This window comes from Raineyella sp. W15-4 (assembly GCF_033170155.1).
GTDB lineage: Bacteria > Actinomycetota > Actinomycetes > Propionibacteriales > Propionibacteriaceae > Raineyella.
Genome location: NZ_CP137079.1, coordinates 87271 through 104839, shown reverse-complemented (window position 1 = coordinate 104839; position 17569 = coordinate 87271). Strand labels below are relative to the sequence as shown.

At 70.9% G+C, this 17569-nt stretch carries 14 protein-coding genes; 9 read left to right on the top strand and 5 right to left on the bottom strand.

The window, feature by feature from the left end; translation table 11 throughout:
* Position 1: 1 nt before the first annotated feature.
* From R0145_RS00470 to R0145_RS00460, 3 genes are read right to left on the bottom strand one after another with little or no spacing between them, the layout of a single operon-like run.
* A complete protein-coding gene (locus tag R0145_RS00470; RefSeq protein ID WP_317838472.1) occupies positions 2-949 on the bottom strand; it encodes a sugar ABC transporter permease in 948 nt (315 codons plus the stop codon).
* Positions 950-995: 46 nt separating this feature from the next.
* A complete protein-coding gene (locus R0145_RS00465; protein ID WP_317838471.1) occupies positions 996-2399 on the bottom strand; it encodes an extracellular solute-binding protein in 1404 nt (467 codons plus the stop codon).
* A 40-nt stretch (positions 2400-2439) separates the two neighbouring features.
* Positions 2440-3525 carry a zinc-binding dehydrogenase gene (locus R0145_RS00460; RefSeq protein ID WP_317838470.1) on the bottom strand — a complete coding sequence of 362 codons (1086 nt, stop codon included), beginning with the start codon at positions 3523-3525 and terminating at the stop codon, positions 2440-2442.
* A 226-nt stretch (positions 3526-3751) separates the two neighbouring features.
* Here R0145_RS00460 and R0145_RS00455 point away from each other — a divergent pair, with 226 nt between their 5' ends.
* Positions 3752-4699 carry a sugar-binding transcriptional regulator gene (locus tag R0145_RS00455; protein WP_317838469.1) on the top strand — a complete coding sequence of 316 codons (948 nt, stop codon included), beginning with the start codon at positions 3752-3754 and terminating at the stop codon, positions 4697-4699.
* A 58-nt stretch (positions 4700-4757) separates the two neighbouring features.
* Positions 4758-6800 (top strand): copper-translocating P-type ATPase, encoded by a 2043-nt coding sequence (locus R0145_RS00450; protein ID WP_317838468.1) that lies wholly within the window; start codon positions 4758-4760, stop codon positions 6798-6800.
* A gap of 33 nt (positions 6801-6833) precedes the next feature.
* Here the strand turns inward: R0145_RS00450 and R0145_RS00445 are convergent, their stop codons facing one another.
* Entirely contained in the window at positions 6834-7580 is a 747-nt protein-coding gene (locus R0145_RS00445) for a phosphoribosylanthranilate isomerase (RefSeq protein WP_317838467.1), read from the bottom strand.
* 155 nt (positions 7581-7735) lie between these two features.
* Between R0145_RS00445 and R0145_RS00440 the strand changes: the two genes are divergently transcribed.
* Together R0145_RS00440 and R0145_RS00435 are read left to right on the top strand one after the other, a co-directional pair.
* Positions 7736-9610 carry a pyruvate kinase gene (locus R0145_RS00440; protein ID WP_317838466.1) on the top strand — a complete coding sequence of 625 codons (1875 nt, stop codon included), beginning with the start codon at positions 7736-7738 and terminating at the stop codon, positions 9608-9610.
* A gap of 39 nt (positions 9611-9649) precedes the next feature.
* Positions 9650-10582 carry a siderophore-interacting protein gene (locus R0145_RS00435; protein ID WP_317838465.1) on the top strand — a complete coding sequence of 311 codons (933 nt, stop codon included), beginning with the start codon at positions 9650-9652 and terminating at the stop codon, positions 10580-10582.
* A 79-nt stretch (positions 10583-10661) separates the two neighbouring features.
* On the opposite strand, the gene R0145_RS00430 is transcribed toward R0145_RS00435, so the two are convergent.
* Positions 10662-11654 carry an iron-siderophore ABC transporter substrate-binding protein gene (locus tag R0145_RS00430; protein ID WP_317838464.1) on the bottom strand — a complete coding sequence of 331 codons (993 nt, stop codon included), beginning with the start codon at positions 11652-11654 and terminating at the stop codon, positions 10662-10664.
* A gap of 89 nt (positions 11655-11743) precedes the next feature.
* On the opposite strand from R0145_RS00430, the gene R0145_RS00425 reads away from it, so the two are divergent.
* The 5 genes from R0145_RS00425 to R0145_RS00405 all read left to right on the top strand — a co-directional run bounded on the left by R0145_RS00425 (position 11744) and on the right by R0145_RS00405 (position 17482).
* The gene (locus R0145_RS00425; protein ID WP_317838463.1) at positions 11744-12826 is read left to right on the top strand and encodes a FecCD family ABC transporter permease; all 1083 of its coding nucleotides are present in this window, start codon (positions 11744-11746) and stop codon (positions 12824-12826) included.
* Between the two features lie 68 nt (positions 12827-12894).
* Positions 12895-13872: a FecCD family ABC transporter permease gene (locus R0145_RS00420; RefSeq protein WP_317838462.1), complete on the top strand. Its 978-nt coding sequence runs from the start codon at positions 12895-12897 to the stop codon at positions 13870-13872.
* Between the two features lie 20 nt (positions 13873-13892).
* Complete coding sequence (locus R0145_RS00415; protein WP_317838461.1) at positions 13893-14729, top strand: ABC transporter ATP-binding protein; 837 nt, start codon at positions 13893-13895, stop codon at positions 14727-14729.
* A 166-nt stretch (positions 14730-14895) separates the two neighbouring features.
* A complete protein-coding gene (locus R0145_RS00410) occupies positions 14896-15111 on the top strand; it encodes a heavy-metal-associated domain-containing protein (RefSeq protein ID WP_317838460.1) in 216 nt (71 codons plus the stop codon).
* A gap of 139 nt (positions 15112-15250) precedes the next feature.
* Positions 15251-17482 (top strand): heavy metal translocating P-type ATPase, encoded by a 2232-nt coding sequence (locus R0145_RS00405; protein WP_317840279.1) that lies wholly within the window; start codon positions 15251-15253, stop codon positions 17480-17482.
* Positions 17483-17569: the final 87 nt, after the last annotated feature.

Sequence of the window (17569 nt, the reverse complement as noted above, 5' to 3'; positions counted from 1 at the left end):
CTCACGCCTCCGATCCGGCGGCGCGGGCCTGGGCCCGGCCCAGCAGCTTCACCAGCTGCTGCGCGGTGAGGTACACGATGATCCAGAGGATGAACATGTACGTGGCGCCGCCCGAGTAGTTGAAGTTGATGATCGAGTTGATGTACGCGTTCACCTGCAGCGTGCTGGTCGCGTGGCCGGGGCCACCCTGGGTCAGCACGTAGACGATGTCGAAAACCTTCAGGCAGTCCATGAACCGGAAGATGACGGCGACCAGGATGTAGGGCCACATCATCGGCAGCATCAGCCGGCGGAACATGTAGAACCAGCCGGCTCCGTCGACCGCGGAGGCCTCGAACGGCTCCTTCGGCAGGGACCGTACGCCGGCGAGGACGAGGATCGCGACGAACGGCGTGTAGATCCAGGCGTCGACCATGATGATCGACCACAGTGCGCGGCCCTCGCTGAGGAAGTCGAACGTCGACCCCAGGTTGAAGATGTGGTTCAGGATGCCGAACTGCGGGTTGAACATCAGCTTCCAGATCACGCCGGCGATCACCGGGGCGATCATCAGCGGCAGGATGAGGACCTTCTCGAAGATCTTCCCGATCAGGCTGGAGCGGTTGAGCAGCAGCGCGATGATGACGCCGAGGACGGTCTCGAGGGCCGTCGCGACGATCGCGAAGGTGAGGGTGATCCGGACCGAGCCCCAGAACAGCGGATCGGTGAAGACCTGGAGGTAGTTCCCGAGACCGATGAAGTGCACATCGCCCTCGGTCGCCCGGTAGTTGAGGAAGGTGTAGCCGACGCCCTGGACGAACGGGTACAGGATGCCGATCAGGATGACGGTGGCAGGAATGGAGAGGATGTAGGGGCGCCACTTGCGTCTGGCAGGCGACACGGTCGGGGCCTGGCGGCCGCCGACCGTGTCGTCCGCACTGCGCATCGCCCCGTGTTGGCGAGTGCTCATGTGCAAGGAAGGACCTTCCGATGCGGGGAACGGCTGACGGCCGGGGTCAGCTGTTCACCTTGTTCGTGTTGGAAGTGACCAGGGCATCGAGGGTCGACTTGGCGTCGGAGCCGCCGTAGATGCTCTGCAGCGCCACGGCCCAGTCCTCGGTGGTCTCGAGGAAACGGGTCTGCGGGGTGAAGAGCACCTTCGCCTGCGGCACCTGTGCCTCGAAGGCCTCGAGGTAGCCCGGGAAGCCGCCCAGGGTCTGCTTGAAGGTCCCGTTGAAGACGGACTGGCGCACCGGGTCGGCGAAGGCGCCCGACTGCACCGCCTTGTTCATCGCATCCTTGCCGGCCGCCCACTGCATGAAGAGCCAGGCCGCCAGCTTGTTCTTCGACTTGGAGTTCATCCCCCAGCACCAGGTCCACAGGTTGGTCGCCAGGCTCCCGTCGGGGCCGGCCGGGCCCTGGTGCCAGGCGATCTGGCCGGCGATCTTCGAGGCACCCTTGACGTTCTTCGGGTACGTCGCCGAGTCCGCGTCGTAGACCATCATCGCCTTGCCGTCACCGAGGTCACCGGTGCAGTTCGGGTACTCGTACGTGGTCCACGAGGTCGGGCCGGCCTGCTTGGCCAGGTCCGCCCACTTCTTGGTGAAGTCGACGGCCACCGGGGAGTTCATCGCCGCGGTCAGCTTGCCGTCCTTGAGCTCGTAGTCCTTGCCGCCCTCGCGGGACAGCTGGGTCATGAAGCCGGGGTGGATCGTGGCCCACGACTTGGAGCCGCGGAAGGCGATGCCGTACTGGTCGTTCTTGCGGTCGGTGAGGTCGATGGCCAGCTGGATCAGGTTGTCGAAGGTCTCGGCGGGCTTGATCCCCTTCTTGTCGAAGACCGTCTTGTTGTAGGCGATGTTGTTGAGCTCGAAGCCCCACGGCAGGGCGTACGTGCCGCCGGTGCCGGCCGCGTCACCGAGCTTGAAGTCCCACTTCATCGAGGTCCGCAGGCCGTCGAAGAAGTCCTCGTAGTCGAACTCGGAGCCGGTGGCCGCGGTGTTGTTGATCCACGGGTCCAGGTCCTCCAGCCAGCCGGGCGGGCCGTACTGCCAGACCCAGTAGGCGCCCATCATGAAGGCGTCGTGGGTGGCGCTGCCGCCGGCCAGCTCGGTGTTCAGCTTGGTGTAGTAGTCGGCCTCCGGGACCAGGTCGGCGACGACCTGGATGCCGGTCAGGTCGGTGAACTCCTTGAACAGCGGCTGGTAGGTCTGCTGGTAGACGTGCGGGGTCTGCAGGATCTTGATCGTGGTGCCCTTGACCTTCTGCCAGTCGAACGACCCGGTGACGGCGTTGGAGCCGTTGTTGGTCGACTTCTGCCCGGGGCCGACACAGGCGGCCAGCAGCGGGGCGGTGGCGGCGAGGCCGAGCCCCTGCAGGATGCGGCGGCGGCTCATCGGCTCGGTGAACGGTGAATTCATGGTGTTGTCCTCGACTTCGTTGTCAGAACCGGGGGGTGATTCAGGGGATCAGGCTGACCTTGATGGACTCCGTGCCGGAGGCGACCAGGTCCAGGCCCTTCTGGAAGTCCGCCAGCGGGAGCTGGTGGGTGCAGATCTCGTCGAGCGGGAGCTTGCCGGTCTCGATCAGCTCGATCGCGGTCGGCCAGCAGTTCGGTCCGAGGTGCGCGCCGAGGACGTCCAGCTCCTTGTCGTCGGAGATGATCGACCAGTCGACCGACACGTTCTCCTTGAAGACGGAGTACTCGACGTAGCGGCCCAGCTTGCGCAGCAGGTTCAGGCCCTGCGGGACGGCGGACGGGTGCCCGGTGCCCTCCAGGTAGACGTCCGCGCCGTAGCCGCCGGTGAGATCCTTGATGATCGCGACCGGGTCGTGCTCCGCGATGTTGATCGTCATGGTGGCGCCGGTCTTCTCGGCGATCTCCAGCTTGCGCGGGTCCATGTCGAGGGAAATGATCTGGGCCGGATGCTTGGCGGCGGCGCCGGCGATCATGCCGAGACCGATCGGACCGGCGCCGGCGATCACGACGATGTCGCTGAACTGCAGCTGGGCGCGCTCGACGGCGTGCAGGGCGCAGGACAGCGGCTCGGCGAACGCCGCGTGCGCCGGCGGGATGTCCTTGCTGATCTTGTGCACCAGGGAGTTGGTGCTGATGGTCATGTACTCTTCCATGCCGCCGGGATTGGACCGCTTGAAGCCGTACATGTTGTGCGGCTCGCACATGTGATAGTCGCCGTGGTCGCAGTACAGGCAGTCCCAGCAGGGAACGATCTGTTCCACCACGACACGGTCGTCGAGAGCGACGCCCCAGTGCTTGCTGGCCTCCTCATCGATCCCGATGATCCGGCCGGTGATTTCATGCCCGGGCACGACCTCGGTCTCCGCCCAGGCGGGGCGGTTCTCGTCGCCCCAGAACTTCGCTGCACCGGCCCAGTTCTTCAGGTCGCTGGCGCAGATGCCCACCGCCTCGACTCTGAGCAGCAGTTCCCCGGGCCCTCTGGTCGGCACCGGGATGTGCTCCAACCGGTAGTCGCGCGGCCCGTGGTTGATGACTGCCGTCATCGTCTCGGGAAGTGTGTTGTTCACCTTTGAACTCCGTCCCTCGCTGGGGTAGACGCGCCTCGTTGCGACGTCGGTACCGACCCTAGGAACCCTGATGACATTTGTCCAGCACTTTTGTGCAACTATGGTGCTGAACATTCGTTCAGTGGTGTACAGTCCAGTCATCAGCGCTCCGACAACGGAGTTCGCGGTAGCAGGGGGATGCAGGATGAGTGAGGAAGCCCACTCCGCCCGGAGCGGTCGGTCATCGATGTCGTCACGAGGGCGCTTCGATCCGGCGATCCTCTACCAGGCGGCCCTGGCCTACTACGTCGACAACGCAACCCAGGCGGAGATCGCCGACGCCCTCGGCGTCAGCCGGCCGACCGTGAGCAGGCTGCTGAGCGAGGCGCGCGCGGCCGGCATCGTCACCATCGAGGTGCGCGAACCGACGGTCGAGAGGGACGCCGAGCTCGCCGGTCGGCTGGCGACGGCCCTCGGCCTGCGGAAGGTGTACGTCACCCCAACGGTGGGCCGCCGCGACATCGGCGCGATCCTCGCCCCCGGCGTCGGCCGGGCCATCGACGATGCCGGACTCGTGCCGGGCGACGGGCTGCTGGTCTCCTCGGGGGTGACGGTGTACGAGGTGGTCGGGCACCCGCTGCCACCGGCCCCGGGGGTGCTGGTCGCCCCCACGGTGGGCGGCCAGCTCGAATCCGAGGGGCCGTACCAGACCAACGAGATCGCCCGCCGGCTCGCGATGAAGCTGAACGGTCGGCCGGTGCTGCTCTACGCGCCGGCACTGCCGAGCGCGGAGCTCTACCGGTCGCTGCTGGGCGACCCGCACATCCAGGAGGTGCTGGGCCTGTGGAAGACCGCCAAGGCCGCGCTGCTCGGTGTCGGGGCACCGCCGTTGACCCGGACCATCATGCCCAGCACGTTCCAGGGGAACCCGCACTGGCTGCGGTCCGCGGTGGGTGACATCAACGCCCGACCGTACGACGTCCACGGCACACCGCTGGATCTCGAGACCAACGACCGGCTGATCGCGATGCGGCTGGAGGAGCTGCGGGAGGTGCCCCATGCGATCGCCGTCGCCGTCGGCCGCAACAAGATCGGCTCGATCATCGCCGCCGCCAGAGCCGGCTTCTTCAACCACCTGGTGACCGACACCGACACCGCGACGGCCCTGGAGGCGGCGGCCACCACCGACCGCTGACCCTCCCCGTCAGGTACCCCCCAGGGGTATGGTCGGGGGCATGGACATGGACGGGCGCATGGACCACAACCACGCACCAATGGACCACGCGGCCTCCGACCACAGCGCGATCGGCCACGACATGGCGCAGCACGTGCTGATGTACCGACGGTTGTTCTGGACGATGCTGGTCCTCGCGGTGCCGACCACCCTCGCCAGCGCAATGTTCGCCGACCTGCTCGGCTACCCGCTGCCCGGGTGGTCCTGGCTGCCGTGGGTCTCGCCGGTCCTCGGCACCGTCATGTACGTGTGGGGCGGCCGGCCGTTCCTCACCGGCGCGGTCGACGAGATCCGCGCCCGCACGCCCGGCATGATGCTGCTCATCGCGCTCGGCATCACCGTCGCCTTTCTGGCCTCCTGGGGGGCGATGGTCGGCCTGCTCCCCCAGCGGATGGACTTCTGGTGGGAGCTCGCCCTGCTGATCGTGATCATGCTGCTGGGCCACTGGCTGGAGATGGCGTCACTGACCCGGACGTCCTCGGCGCTGGACAGCCTGGCCGCGCTGTTGCCGGACGAGGCCGACCGGATCGCCCCGGACGGTGCCGTACGGACGGTGCCGGTGGCCGAGCTGGCGGTCGGCGATCTCGTCCTGGTCCGGCCCGGGGCACGGGTCCCCGCCGACGGGGTGGTCGTCGAGGGGGTGGCCGACCTGGACGAGTCGATGGTCACCGGCGAGTCGCGTGCCGTACGCCGCGGTGAGGGCGACCCGGTGGTCGCCGGCACGGTGACGCTGGACTCCGCGGTCCGGATGCGGGTGTCCGCGGTCGGCGAGGAGACCTCGCTGGCCGGCATCCGGCGCCTGGTCGCCGAGGCGCAGCAGTCGTCCTCGCCCGCCCAGTTGCTGGCCGACCGGGTGGCCGGCTGGCTGTTCTGGTACGCGCTCGGCGTCGCGGTGCTCACCGCCGTGACCTGGCTGCTCCTCGGCCAGGGTGACGCCGCCCTGGCGCACGCGATCACCGTGCTGGTGATCGCCTGCCCGCACGCCCTGGGGCTGGCGATCCCGCTGGTGGTCTCGATCGCGACCGAACGGGCGGCCGCGGGCGGCGTGCTGGTGAAGAGCCGCCCGGCGTTGGAATCGATGCGGACCGTGAACACCGTCGTGTTCGACAAGACCGGCACGCTGACCCGGGGTGAGCCGGCCGTGGTGGACCTGACGGCGGTCGACGTGACCGCGTCGGATCTGCTCTCCCTGGCGGCGTCGGTCGAGGCGCCGAGCGAGCATCCGCTGGCCCGGGCGATCGTCGCGGCCGCGCTCGGCCGGGGCGTGCTGATCACCGAGGTCGAGGGGTTCGCCTCGTCCCCGGCAATGGGCGTGGACGGCACCGTGGCCGGCCACCGGGTGCAGGTGGGCGGCCCGGCGCTGCTGGTGGCATGCGCCCTCGACCCGCTGCCGGCGAGCGCCGGCTGGCAGCAGGCCGGGTCGACGGTGATCCACGTCGTCCGCGACGGTCGGGTGATCGGCGCGTTCGCGCTGGCCGACGAGATCCGCCCCGAGTCCCGGGAGGCGATCGCCGCCCTGCACGCACAGGGCTTCCGGACCACGATGATCACCGGCGACGCCGAGCCGGTGGCGCGCACCGTCGCCCGCGAACTGGGCATCGACGACGTGCTGGCCCAGGTGCGGCCGGGCGACAAGTCCGCCCGGATCGAGGCGCTCCAGGCCGCCGGGCGCCGGGTCGCGATGGTCGGTGACGGCGTCAACGACGCCCCCGCCCTGGCCCGCGCCGACGTCGGCATCGCCATCGGCGCTGGCACCGACGTGGCGATCGCCACCGCCGACGTCATCCTGGTCGGCGACGACCCGCGGTCGACCCTGTCGGTGATCGACCTGTCCCGGGCCACCTACCGGAAGATGACCCAGAACCTGTGGTGGGCCGCCGGCTACAACCTGATCGCCGTGCCGCTGGCCGCCGGCGTGCTGGCCCCGATCGGGTTCACCCTGCCGATGTCGGTCGGCGCGATCCTGATGTCGCTGTCCACCGTGGTGGTGGCACTGAACGCCCAGACCCTCCGGCGTCTGGACCTGTCCCCGGAGGCGACGATCCGCCGGACGAGGGGCTGAGCCGCGGCAGCTGTCACGGTCGGACGGCCCTCGTCACCCGTCCTGGCCGCGCACGGCGACCACGAAGGCGGCCACCTTCGCCGGGTCCTTGCGGTGCCCGGCACGCTCGACCCCACTGATCACGTCGACGCCGTACGGATCAACCGCGTCGAGCGCGGCCCGGACGGTGTCGGGGCGCAGGCCACCGGCCAGCACCACCGGCACCCCGGCCTCCTCGCGGATCCGCCGGGCCATGCCCAGCGCCGTGGCACGGCCGTCCGAGGAGGGGGCGACGGGACGGGCCCCTGAGGATCCGGCGTCGGTCGGACCGGACAGACCGGACGGACCGACCAGGTCGACCATCAGCAGGTCGATGCCGGTGCCGACCATCCCGCGGGCCGCCGCGAGCGGGTCGTCCGCGTGAGCGAGAGCGTGGTGTCCCACCGGGGCACCGTCGGCGCGGCGCAGCCGCAGAGTCTTCATCACCCGGACGTCGTGGGCGTGCAGCAGACCCACCAGCCGCTGGGTCACCTCCAGCGGCTCGTCCGCATGCAACTGGACGACCTGGGGCTGCAACCGGCGGGTGATCTCCAGGATCCGGTCGGGATCCTCACCGACGACCGCCACCCGCTGGACCGTCTCGGGGGTCCCGAGGACCAGCTCCTCGGCCTCGTCGAGGGTGAGGTTCCACGGCACCTGGCGCGGGAAGCCCACGACGAAGCCGAGGGCATCCACCCCGAGCCCCGCGCACAGCGTGACGTCGTCGGGATGCCGCAGGCCGCTGACCCCGATCCAGGTCATCGGAGCACCTCGAGCACCGGATTGAGGCCGTTGCCACCGACCGTCGACAGGGTGGCGTCCGCGTCGTCGAGGCGCGCCGTGAGGACAGGCATGGGACGAGCATCCCACCACCGCGGCGGACACCGCTGACCGGCCGGGCTTCGTACGATGGAGACATGCCCCCACCCCTCCCGATCGAGACCCTCGCCGACCGGCTCGCCACCCTGCACCGCCGGGTGGTCGCGACCAGCGCGGCCGAGACCTCGACCCTGCAGCACGTCCATCCACGCAACCTCGCCAGCGCCGACAACCTGCTCGACTACCTCGCGTTGAGGTCCTCCGATCTCCGCGGACTCCAGACCGACCTCGCCCGGCACGGACTCTCCTCCCTCGGCCGGGCCGAGGCCCATGTCGAGGCCACCCTGCAGGCCACCTGCCGGGCCTGCGCCGCACTCGCCGGCCGCCCGGCCCCCGCGTACGAGGAGCCCCTGGTCGGCTTCGACGAGGGTCCGGAGCAGCTCGACACCAACGCCGAGGCCTTGTTCGGCCCGGCGAGCCCGGGGCGGACGACCAGGATCATGGTCACCCTGCCGCCCGAGGCCGCCGAGGACCCTGGCCTCGTCGCGGAGTACGTGGCGGCGGGCGCCACCGTCTTCCGGATCAACACCGCCCACGAGGGCCCCGCGGCCTGGTCCGCGATGGTCTCCCACATCCGTGCGGCCGAGGAGGGCACCGGCCGGCATTTCCCGGTGGTGATGGACCTGGCCGGGCCGAAGCTGCGCACCGGCCCGATCGCCCCCGGCCCGCAGGTCGTCCGCTTCCGTCCGCGCCGGGACACGCTCGGCCGGGTCGTCGAGGCCACCACCGTGACGCTGTCCGCTGGATCCGGCGCGACCGCGGCCGACACCGCCACATCCGTCGGCGCTCCCGAGGCGATCGGGCTCGGGCTGCCCGCCGGCGCCCTGCCGGTGACCGATGCGGGCTGGCTGGCCCGGCGTCGGCCCGGGGACCGGATCCGGTTCACCGACGCCCGCGGGTCGGCCCGGAAGCTGCTGGTGGAGTCCGTGGCGTCCGGGTCCGGCGTCGTCGCCGCGGCCACCGTTACCTGCCTGCTGGCCGACACCGGCTATGTCGTCCCCGGCACCGTGCTGTCCGTGGGCGACGACCGCACCACCGTCGGACCCCTCCCGCCGGTCGAGCAGCGCCTGCGCATCCACCTCGGCGACCACCTCAAGCTCGTCACCGACCTCACCCCCGCCGCCGCGGACGCCACACCCCCGACGATCGGCTGCACCCTGCCGGAGGTGTTCCGGGACACCGCCGTCGGACAGCGAGTGGCGCTGGACGACGGGAAGATCGCCGGCCACATCGTCGCGGTCGGTGCGGACCGGCTGGAGCTCGCGGTCACCGACGTGGCCCCCAACGGCGCCTGGCTCGGCGCGGAGAAGGGCATCAACCTGCCCGACACCGACCTGGACCTGCCGGCGCTCACCGCGGCCGACCGGGAGGCCCTGCCGTTCGTCGTACGCCACGCCGACGTGGTGGACCTGTCCTTCGCCCGGACGGCCGAGGACATCGACCACCTGCGCGCCGAACTCGACCGGCTCGGCGCCCCGGACTTCCCGATCATCGTGAAGCTGGAGACGATGAGCGCCTTCCGGCATCTCCCGGACATCCTGCTGGCGGCGATGGCCTCGCCGCACGTCGGGGCGATGATCGCCCGTGGCGACCTGGCGGTCGAGGCCGGCTACGTCCGGATGGGCGAGATCCAGGAAGAGATCATGTGGATCTGCGAGGCGGCCCACGTGCCGGTGGTCTGGGCCACCCAGGTGCTCGACGATCTCGCCAAGCACGGACGCCCGGCACGCGCGGAGGTGACTGACGCCGCCACGTCCGGGCGCGCGGAGTGCGTGATGCTCAACAAGGGCCCGTTCATCCCGGTGGCGATCCGCTTCCTGGATCAGCTGTTGACCCGGATGGAGGGCCACCAGGACAAGAAGGCGTCCCTGCTGCGACGGCTGCGCCTGAGCGGTCGAGGAAGCGAGCTCTGACACTCCACATTTTAGGTAAGGCTAAGCTAACCTCAGAGGGTGCCCGAGACCCCGTTCCTGATCACGACCGTGTCCGTCTCCGCTGCCCGGCGAATCTCGCCGAGCTTCGTGCGGATCGAGCTCGCCGCCCCCGAGCTGCAGGACCTCGGCGGCGACGGCCCGTTCTACGACCAACGCATCAAGCTGATCTTCCCGGGTGAAGCGGGCACCCTGCCCGCGATCGACCCGGACGCCGACAATTGGTACACGGCCTGGCTCGCCCTGCCCGAGGCCGAGCGCGGCACCATGCGTACGTACTCCATCCGCGACCTGCGCGGCGACGGCGCCGACCGCCGCCTGGTCATCGACTTCGTGCTGCACCTCACGCCCGGGGCCGCCGGCCCGGCATCCGCCTGGGCGTCGCAGGCACGGCCCGGGGACCGGCTCGTCGTCATCGGTCCGCGCCGCGGCACGATCGCGGCCGGAATCGAATTCGAGCCGGGCGACGCCGAGCGCTTGCTGCTGTGCGGCGACGAGACGGCGATGCCGGCGATCGCGCGCATCCTCGGTGACCTGCCGGCGCGCGCCCGGGGGACCGTTCTGCTTGAGGTGCCCGACGCCGGCGACGTGACCGAGGTCGACAGGCCCGACGGTGTGGAGGTCGTCTGGCTGCCCCGCGACGGCGGCACGGTCGGCACCCGGCTCATCCCCACGGCGATCGCTCACCTCAGCGGGCGGGCCGACGGCGAGGTCGAGGCGAGCCGCGAGCGGCCCGACACCGGGGACGAGATCTGGGAGACCCCGTGCTACTCCGGCGCCGGCGAGCCGCTCGACAGCACTGCGGCCGGCATTCCCGGCCTCTACGCCTGGGTCGCCGGCGAGAGCGGCGTCGTCACGACGATCCGGCGCCACCTGGTGCGTGAGCTCGGCTGCAACCGCAAGCAGGTCGCGTTCATGGGCTACTGGCGCCATGGCGTCGCGATGCGCGGCTGAACACCCACACAACGACGGATGCTTCGGGAAGCGTCGCTCCCGAAGCATCCGTCGTCCGCCGAGGACTCCGCCGACCGGGCTACTTCAGCCCGGTCTTCTCGATCAGGGCGGCGATCTTGTCGAGCGCGTAGAGTTCCGCGCCCGGTGTGCTGTCGGAGAACGCGTTGGACAGTTCGCCGTCGACGACGATCGAGCGCCCGTCCTTCACCGCCGGGATCGCCGTCCACTGCGCATCGTCGGTGATCTTCGTGGTGTCGATGAAGATCGGGAAGGCGACGATCAGATCGGCATCGAGCAGGTCGAGCTGCTCGTCGGAAACAGAGGTGGAGAAGCCTGAGGAGTTCGCCTTCAGCGTCGCGATGGTCGGCGACTGGGTGAAGCCGAGCTTCTCGAGGAAGCTCAGCCGGCCGTCGCCCTGGACGTAGGCGCCCCAGCCGTTCGAGGTCCGGGTGGCGACGGTGACCGACTTCCCCTTCCACTCCGGGTGAGCGGCGGCGACCTTGGCGAACGCGTCATCGACCGTGGCGAGGAGCGCCTCGCCCTTCTCCTTCTCGCCGAGAGCCGTCGCGATCATGGCCGTCTGCTCCTGCGTCGAGGTGAGGTAGTTGTCGCCGTCCTTCGGCACATCGACGGTGGTGGCGATCGACGACAGCTTCTTGTAACGCGCCTCATCGCCCGAGCTGCGGACATCGAGGATCAGGTCCGGCTTGAGCGCGGCGATCTTCTCGTAGTTCGGCTCGAGGGTCTCGATGATCTCGGGCTTGCTCGTGTACTTGCTCTCGTCCCATGGCCCGACGCCGGCGCCGCCGAAGCCGAGCCAGTCGGAGGCACCGACCGGCTGCACGCCGAGTTCGAGCGCCGTCTCGGCGTCGCCCCACCCGAGCGCGACCACGCGCTCCGGCTTCTTCGAGATCGTGACGTCGCCGAACTTGGTCTCGACAGTCGCGGGGAACGCGGCGGCAGATGACGCGGACGCCGCGGCCGGCTGCCCGGCTTCTGATCCGGCGGAGCATCCTGTCAGTGCGAGCACGGAGGCCGCCGCGATGGCGACGAGCGCAGATAGCTTCTTCATGGGTGGTGCGAGCCTTTCTGGTGGGCCGTACGCGGCGCCGTATCGAGTCGGAATCAGAGCGATCCGTTATTTAGGTTAGGCTAACCTACATGAATGGAACGGCGGTGGGGACGCCACAGACGGCACGGCCGGTCGACGCCCGTCAGGATGCGCATCCCGGCCCTTCCCGCCGACGCGCGAGCTCGCGCGTCGGGGCGCTCGTCGTCGCACTGTTCGTCCTCGCCGCGGCGGTCCTCGCGAGTCTCGCGATCGGGTCGCGACCGGTGCCGCCGCTCGCGGTCTGGCACGCGCTGACCGGTGGCAGCGTCCCCGCGGCCGACGCCGCCGCGGTCGTCGACCTGCGGCTGCCCCGCACTGTGGTCGGCCTGCTCGTCGGTGCGGCGCTGGGCGCCGCCGGCGCGGTCATCCAAGCCGTGACCCGGAATCCGCTGGCCGACCCGGGCGTGCTCGGTGTCACCTCCGGTGCGGGATTCTTCGTCGCCCTGTCCATCGCCTTCCTCGGTGTCACCGCGCCCGCCGGCTATCTCTGGTTCGCGCTCACCGGCGCGGCTGTGACGACCGTCGCGGTCTTCGCGATCGGCTCCCTCGGCACCGGGGGCCCGCGACCGGAGCAGCTCCTGCTGGCGGGAATGGCGCTCTCGGCGGTGCTCGCGGGCGTCGTCTCGGCGATCCGGCTCTCCGACCCGCGTCGTTTCGAGGCGCTGCAGGTGTGGGAAGCGGGCACCCTGCGCGACGCGGACTGGCACGTCGTGCTGCCCGCCCTGCCGTTGCTCGTCGCGGGGATCCTCCTCGCGCTCGTGATCGGCGGCCCGCTCAACCTGCTCGCGCTGGGCGACGACCGCGCGACGGCCCTCGGCTCCTCCGTGACCCGCACCCGCATCACTGCCATTGCCGCGATCACCCTGCTCGCCGGCGGCGCGACCGCGCTGGCGGGCCCGATCGCCTTCATCGGCCTGATGATCCCGCACGTTGCACGCCGGGTGATGGGGCCGGACCAGCGCTGGATCGTCGCCCTCTCGCTGCTGGCCGCGCCGGTCCTGCTGCTCGCCGCCGACGTGGCCGCCCGGCTCGTCGCGTGGCCGGGCGAGGTCCCGGTCGGCGTCGTCACGGCCTTCCTCGGTGCACCCGTGCTGATCGGCCTCGTCCGCCGTGGCCGGCTGGGTGCGCTGTGACCGCGCTGTCCGCACTCCGCTCCGCTGAGGCGGCGGGAGTGCAGCGAGTGCAGCGCAGGCGTGCGCCCGTGACGGCGACGACCGCCGCAGCGGCGGTGCTGCTCGGCCTGGTCGCACTCGGGATCGGTGACTACCCCCTCTCGCTGCCCGCGGTGGTCCACGCCATCGCGCACGACGACGGCTTCGCGACCGTCGTGGTCGTCCAGTGGCGGCTTCCCCGCGTCGCCGCCGCGCTCGCCTTCGGCGCGGCGCTCGCGGCTGCCGGGGCACTGTTCCAGTCCCTCACCAGGAACCCGCTCGGCTCGCCCGACGTCATCGGATTCGCGACGGGCTCGTACACGGGCGTGCTGATCGTGACGACGCTGCTCGCCGGCACCCCGCTCGATGGCACCCTCGGCATCGCGGGCGGCTCGATGGCGGGAGGTCTGGCCACCGCGTTCCTCGTCTATGCGCTCGCGTATCGACGCGGCATCGGCGGCATGCAGCTGATCGTGACCGGGATCGCCGTCACGGCCATGCTGCACGCCGTGAACGTGTGGCTGCAGCTTCGTACGCAGGTCGAGGTGGCGATGAGCGCATCGGTGTGGGCTGCGGGCACACTCGGGACGGTGGACTGGACGGGGCTCGCCCCCGCACTCGCCGTGCTCGCCGTCTGCGGCGTCGGCGTCACCGCCGCGACCCGACCGCTGCAGCAGCTCGAGCTCGGCGACGCGGCCGCGGCATCGCACGGAGTGCGGGTCGGAGCGGCACGGTTGTGGATCCTCGTCCTGGGGGTCGCCCTCACCGCGGTTGTCACCGCGGTGACCGGGCCGATCGCGTTCGTGGCCCTCGCCGCCCCCCAGCTGGCCAAGCGCATGGTCGGCGGGGCCGGACTGCTGCTCGCGCAGTCCGCCCTCACCGGCGCCGTGCTACTGCTCACCGCAGACCTCGCCGCACAGTACGCACTGCCGCAGGCGGTCCCCGTCGGGGTCGTGACGGTCGTGGTCGGCGGGTGCTACCTGGTGGTCCTCCTGCTGCGCGGCGCGAGACGGCGACAGGGACGATGAGCCTTCACCACGGAGACGACATGGAAACGACCCGCCCGATCACCCGCATCACGGCCGAGGGCGTCACGCTCGGCTACGGAGGCACGCCCGTCGTGCCGCATCTCGATCTCGAGGTGCCGCCGGGCTCGTTCACCGTCATCGTCGGGCCGAACGGCTGCGGCAAGTCGACGCTGCTGCGCGCCTTCGCGCGACTGCTGCCGCCCGGCTCCGGGCGGATCGTGCTCGACGGCCGCTCCATCCACGACTACCGCCCCCGGGAGGCGGCGAGGAGGATCGGGCTGCTGCCCCAGGACTCGACGGCGCCCGACGGGATCACGGTCTCCGAGCTCGTCGCCCGGGGGCGCTACCCGTACCACGGGATGTTCCGGCGGCATTCCGAGGCGGACGACGCCGCCGTCGAGCAGGCCATGGCCGCGACGTCGGTGAGCGAGCTGGCCGACCGGCCGGTCGACGAGCTCTCGGGCGGCCAACGCCAGCGGGTCTGGGTGGCCATGGCGATCGCCCAACAGACGCCCGCCCTGTTGCTCGACGAGCCGACGACGTTCCTCGACATCGCACACCAGATCGAGCTGCTCGACCTGTTCGCCCGGCTGCACCGCGAGGGCCGCACGCTGGTCGCCGTGCTGCACGATCTGAACCATGCGGCGCGCTACGCGACCCACCTGGTGGTGATGAAGGACGGAGCTCTCATCACCCAGGGCCCGCCGGCCGAGGTCGTCACCGCGGACATCGTCAAGGAGGTCTTCGGCCTGCGGTGCATCGTCATCCCCGACCCGCTCACGGGGACCCCGCTCGTGGTCCCGTACAGCACCGCTCTCCCGGACCGGGGCGCCGCACCCCTCGACTCGACGGGGTGACGCACACCACCCGATCACATACCCCAAGGGGGTATAAGATCGCAGCTGTCGGAGATACCCCCGAGGGGTACTTGGGCAGAGCACTACAGTCTGTCGTAGCAACACAGTCTGTCGTAGCAACGGACACGCGCCGAGCGGGCGTACGGCCCGAAGGAAGGACACCACCATGTCGACCACGACCGAGTACCAGGTCTCGGGCATGACCTGCCACCACTGCGAGATGTCGGTGCGCGAGGAGGTCAGCGAGATCCCCGGCGTCGAGACCATCGACGTCAGCCACACCACTGGCAGGCTCGTCGTCACCAGTGCCGCACCGCTCGACCCTGCCGCGGTCACCGCGGCCGTCGAGGAGGCCGGCTACCAGGTCGTCCCCGCTGCCTGATCCCCGACAGGGGCCCGTGATCCCGATCCCATCCCACCCCACAGCCAGGAGCGATTCCGTGTCCTCGACCCAGGTCGACCAGCGATCCGTCCCGGTGGCCCTCGGCCACCTCACCGATGTCGACCTCGAGATCGGTGGCATGACCTGCGCCTCCTGTGCCAACCGGATCGAGCGCAAGCTCAACGCACTGGAGGGCGTCACCGCCTCGGTGAACTACGCCACCGAGAAGGCCCACGTGAGCGTCCCGGCGGGGTACGACCCGCAACGGTTGCTCGACACCGTGGCCGACGCCGGCTACTCGGCCGCACTGCCCCGGGTCGGGCCGGCCCGGACGGATGTGGGCGATCGGGACACGGACACCCCGGACCGCCAGGAGCTCGAGCTGCGTACGCTGCGCGGCCGGCTGATCGGCAGCGTGGTGCTGTCGGTGCCGGTGATCCTGATGGCGATGGTGCCGGCGCTGCAGTTCGACAACTGGCAGTGGCTGTCGCTGACCCTGGCCTCGCCGGTGATCGTCTGGGCCGGCTGGCCGTTCCACCGGGCCGCCTGGACCAACCTGCGCCACGGCGCCGCGACGATGGACACCCTGGTCTCGATGGGGACCGGCGCGGCGTACCTGTGGTCGCTGTTCGCACTGTTCTTCGGCACCGCCGGGATGACCGGGATGAAGCACCCGTTCGAGCTGACCGTCGCGCCGAGCGACGGGGCGGGCAACATCTACCTCGAGGTCGCCTCCGGGGTGGTGATGTTCATCCTGCTCGGCCGCTACTTCGAGAAGCGGTCGAAGCGGCGCGCCGGGGCGGCGCTGCGGGCGCTGCTGGAACTCGGCGCGAAGGACGTGGCGGTGCTCCGCCCCGACCCCCTGCACGGAGAGACCGAGGTGCGGATCCCGGTCGAGGAGCTGCGGGTCGGCGACGCGTTCGTCGTACGCCCCGGGGAGAAGATCGCCACCGACGGTGTCGTGACCATCGGTACCTCCGCCGTCGACGCCTCGATGCTCACCGGCGAGTCGGTGCCGGTCGAGGTCGCCCCCGGCGATGCGGTCACCGGGGCCACGGTCAACGCCGGCGGCCGCCTCGTCGTCCGCGCCACCCGGATCGGCGCGGACACCCAGCTGGCCCGGATGGCGAAGCTGGTCGAGGACGCCCAGTCGGGCAAGGCCGAGATCCAGCGGTTGGCCGACCGGGTGTCGGGCGTCTTCGTGCCGATCGTCATCGTCGTCGCGGTCGCCACCCTCGTCGCCTGGATCGCCCTCGGTCACCCGGTGACGGCGGCGTTCACCGCCGCGGTGGCGGTGCTGATCGTCGCCTGCCCGTGCGCCCTGGGACTGGCCACCCCGACCGCCCTGCTGGTCGGGACCGGCCGCGGCGCCCAGCTCGGCATCCTGATCAAGGGCCCCGAGGTCCTCGAATCGACCCGCCGGGTCGACACCGTCGTGCTGGACAAGACCGGCACGGTGACCACCGGCACGATGGCCCTGATGGAGGCGTACGCCGCTGACGGCACCGACACGACCGAGGTGCTGCGCCTCGGCGGCGCGGTGGAGGCGGCTTCCGAGCACCCGATCGCCCGGGCCATCGCCCGCGGCGCCGCGGACCGGGTCGGCGCGCTGCCCGCGGTCGAGGACTTCACCAACCAGGCCGGGCGCGGGGTCCGCGGCACGGTCGAGGGACGTACGGTCCTGGTCGGCCGCACCACCCTGCTGGCGGAGCACGGGATCGAACTGCCTCCCGAGCTGACCCGGGCGAAGGCGGAGGCCGAGGCGGCCGGACGCACCGCGGTGGTCGTCGGCTGGGACGGGGCCGCCCGGGGCGTGCTCACGGCGGCGGACGCCGTCCGGCCGACCAGCCCCGAGGCGATCACCCAGCTCCGGGCCCTCGGACTCACCCCCGTGCTGCTCACCGGGGACAACCGGACGGTCGCCGAACGGGTCGCCGCCGAGGTCGGCATCGACCGGGTGGTGGCCGAGGTCCTGCCGCAGGACAAGGTCCGGGTGGTGGCCGAGCTGCAGGCCGAGGGCCGGGTGGTGGCGATGGTCGGCGACGGGGTGAACGACGCACCGGCCCTCGCCCGGGCCGACCTCGGCCTCGCCATGGGCACCGGCACCGACGTCGCGATCGAGGCTGCCGACCTGACCCTGGTGCGTGGCGACCTGCGTGTCGCTGCGGATGCGATCCGGCTGTCGCGGCGGACGCTGGCGACGATCAGGGGCAACCTGTTCTGGGCCTTCGCCTACAACGTGTGCGCCATCCCGCTGGCCGCCTTCGGCCTGCTCAACCCGATGATCGCCGGGGCCGCGATGGCCTTCTCGAGCGTCTTCGTGGTGAGCAACAGCCTGCGGCTACGCGGTTTCCGGTCAGCTGTCCGCTGAGTGCGTTCCCGCGGGAACGTCCACGGCCGGGGTCGGGGTTGCGATGCGCCGGGCCGGCCAGAAGGCGATCCGCGCGTTCCCGCGGGA

What these genes read in the sequence shown, in the direction of transcription:
- R0145_RS00410 (WP_317838460.1), top strand. Translation starts at nt 14,896, where the DNA reads ATGTCGACCACGACCGAGTACCAGGTCTCGGGCATGACCTGCCACCAC.
- R0145_RS00430 (WP_317838464.1), bottom strand. Translation starts at nt 11,654, where the DNA reads ATGAAGAAGCTATCTGCGCTCGTCGCCATCGCGGCGGCCTCCGTGCTC.
- R0145_RS00470 (WP_317838472.1), bottom strand. Translation starts at nt 949, where the DNA reads ATGAGCACTCGCCAACACGGGGCGATGCGCAGTGCGGACGACACGGTC.
- R0145_RS00455 (WP_317838469.1), top strand. Translation starts at nt 3,752, where the DNA reads ATGTCGTCACGAGGGCGCTTCGATCCGGCGATCCTCTACCAGGCGGCC.
- R0145_RS00440 (WP_317838466.1), top strand. Translation starts at nt 7,736, where the DNA reads ATGCCCCCACCCCTCCCGATCGAGACCCTCGCCGACCGGCTCGCCACC.
- R0145_RS00465 (WP_317838471.1), bottom strand. Translation starts at nt 2,399, where the DNA reads ATGAATTCACCGTTCACCGAGCCGATGAGCCGCCGCCGCATCCTGCAG.
- R0145_RS00445 (WP_317838467.1), bottom strand. Translation starts at nt 7,580, where the DNA reads ATGACCTGGATCGGGGTCAGCGGCCTGCGGCATCCCGACGACGTCACG.
- R0145_RS00450 (WP_317838468.1), top strand. Translation starts at nt 4,758, where the DNA reads ATGGACCACAACCACGCACCAATGGACCACGCGGCCTCCGACCACAGC.
- R0145_RS00405 (WP_317840279.1), top strand. Translation starts at nt 15,251, where the DNA reads ATGACCTGCGCCTCCTGTGCCAACCGGATCGAGCGCAAGCTCAACGCA.
- R0145_RS00425 (WP_317838463.1), top strand. Translation starts at nt 11,744, where the DNA reads ATGAATGGAACGGCGGTGGGGACGCCACAGACGGCACGGCCGGTCGAC.
- R0145_RS00415 (WP_317838461.1), top strand. Translation starts at nt 13,893, where the DNA reads ATGGAAACGACCCGCCCGATCACCCGCATCACGGCCGAGGGCGTCACG.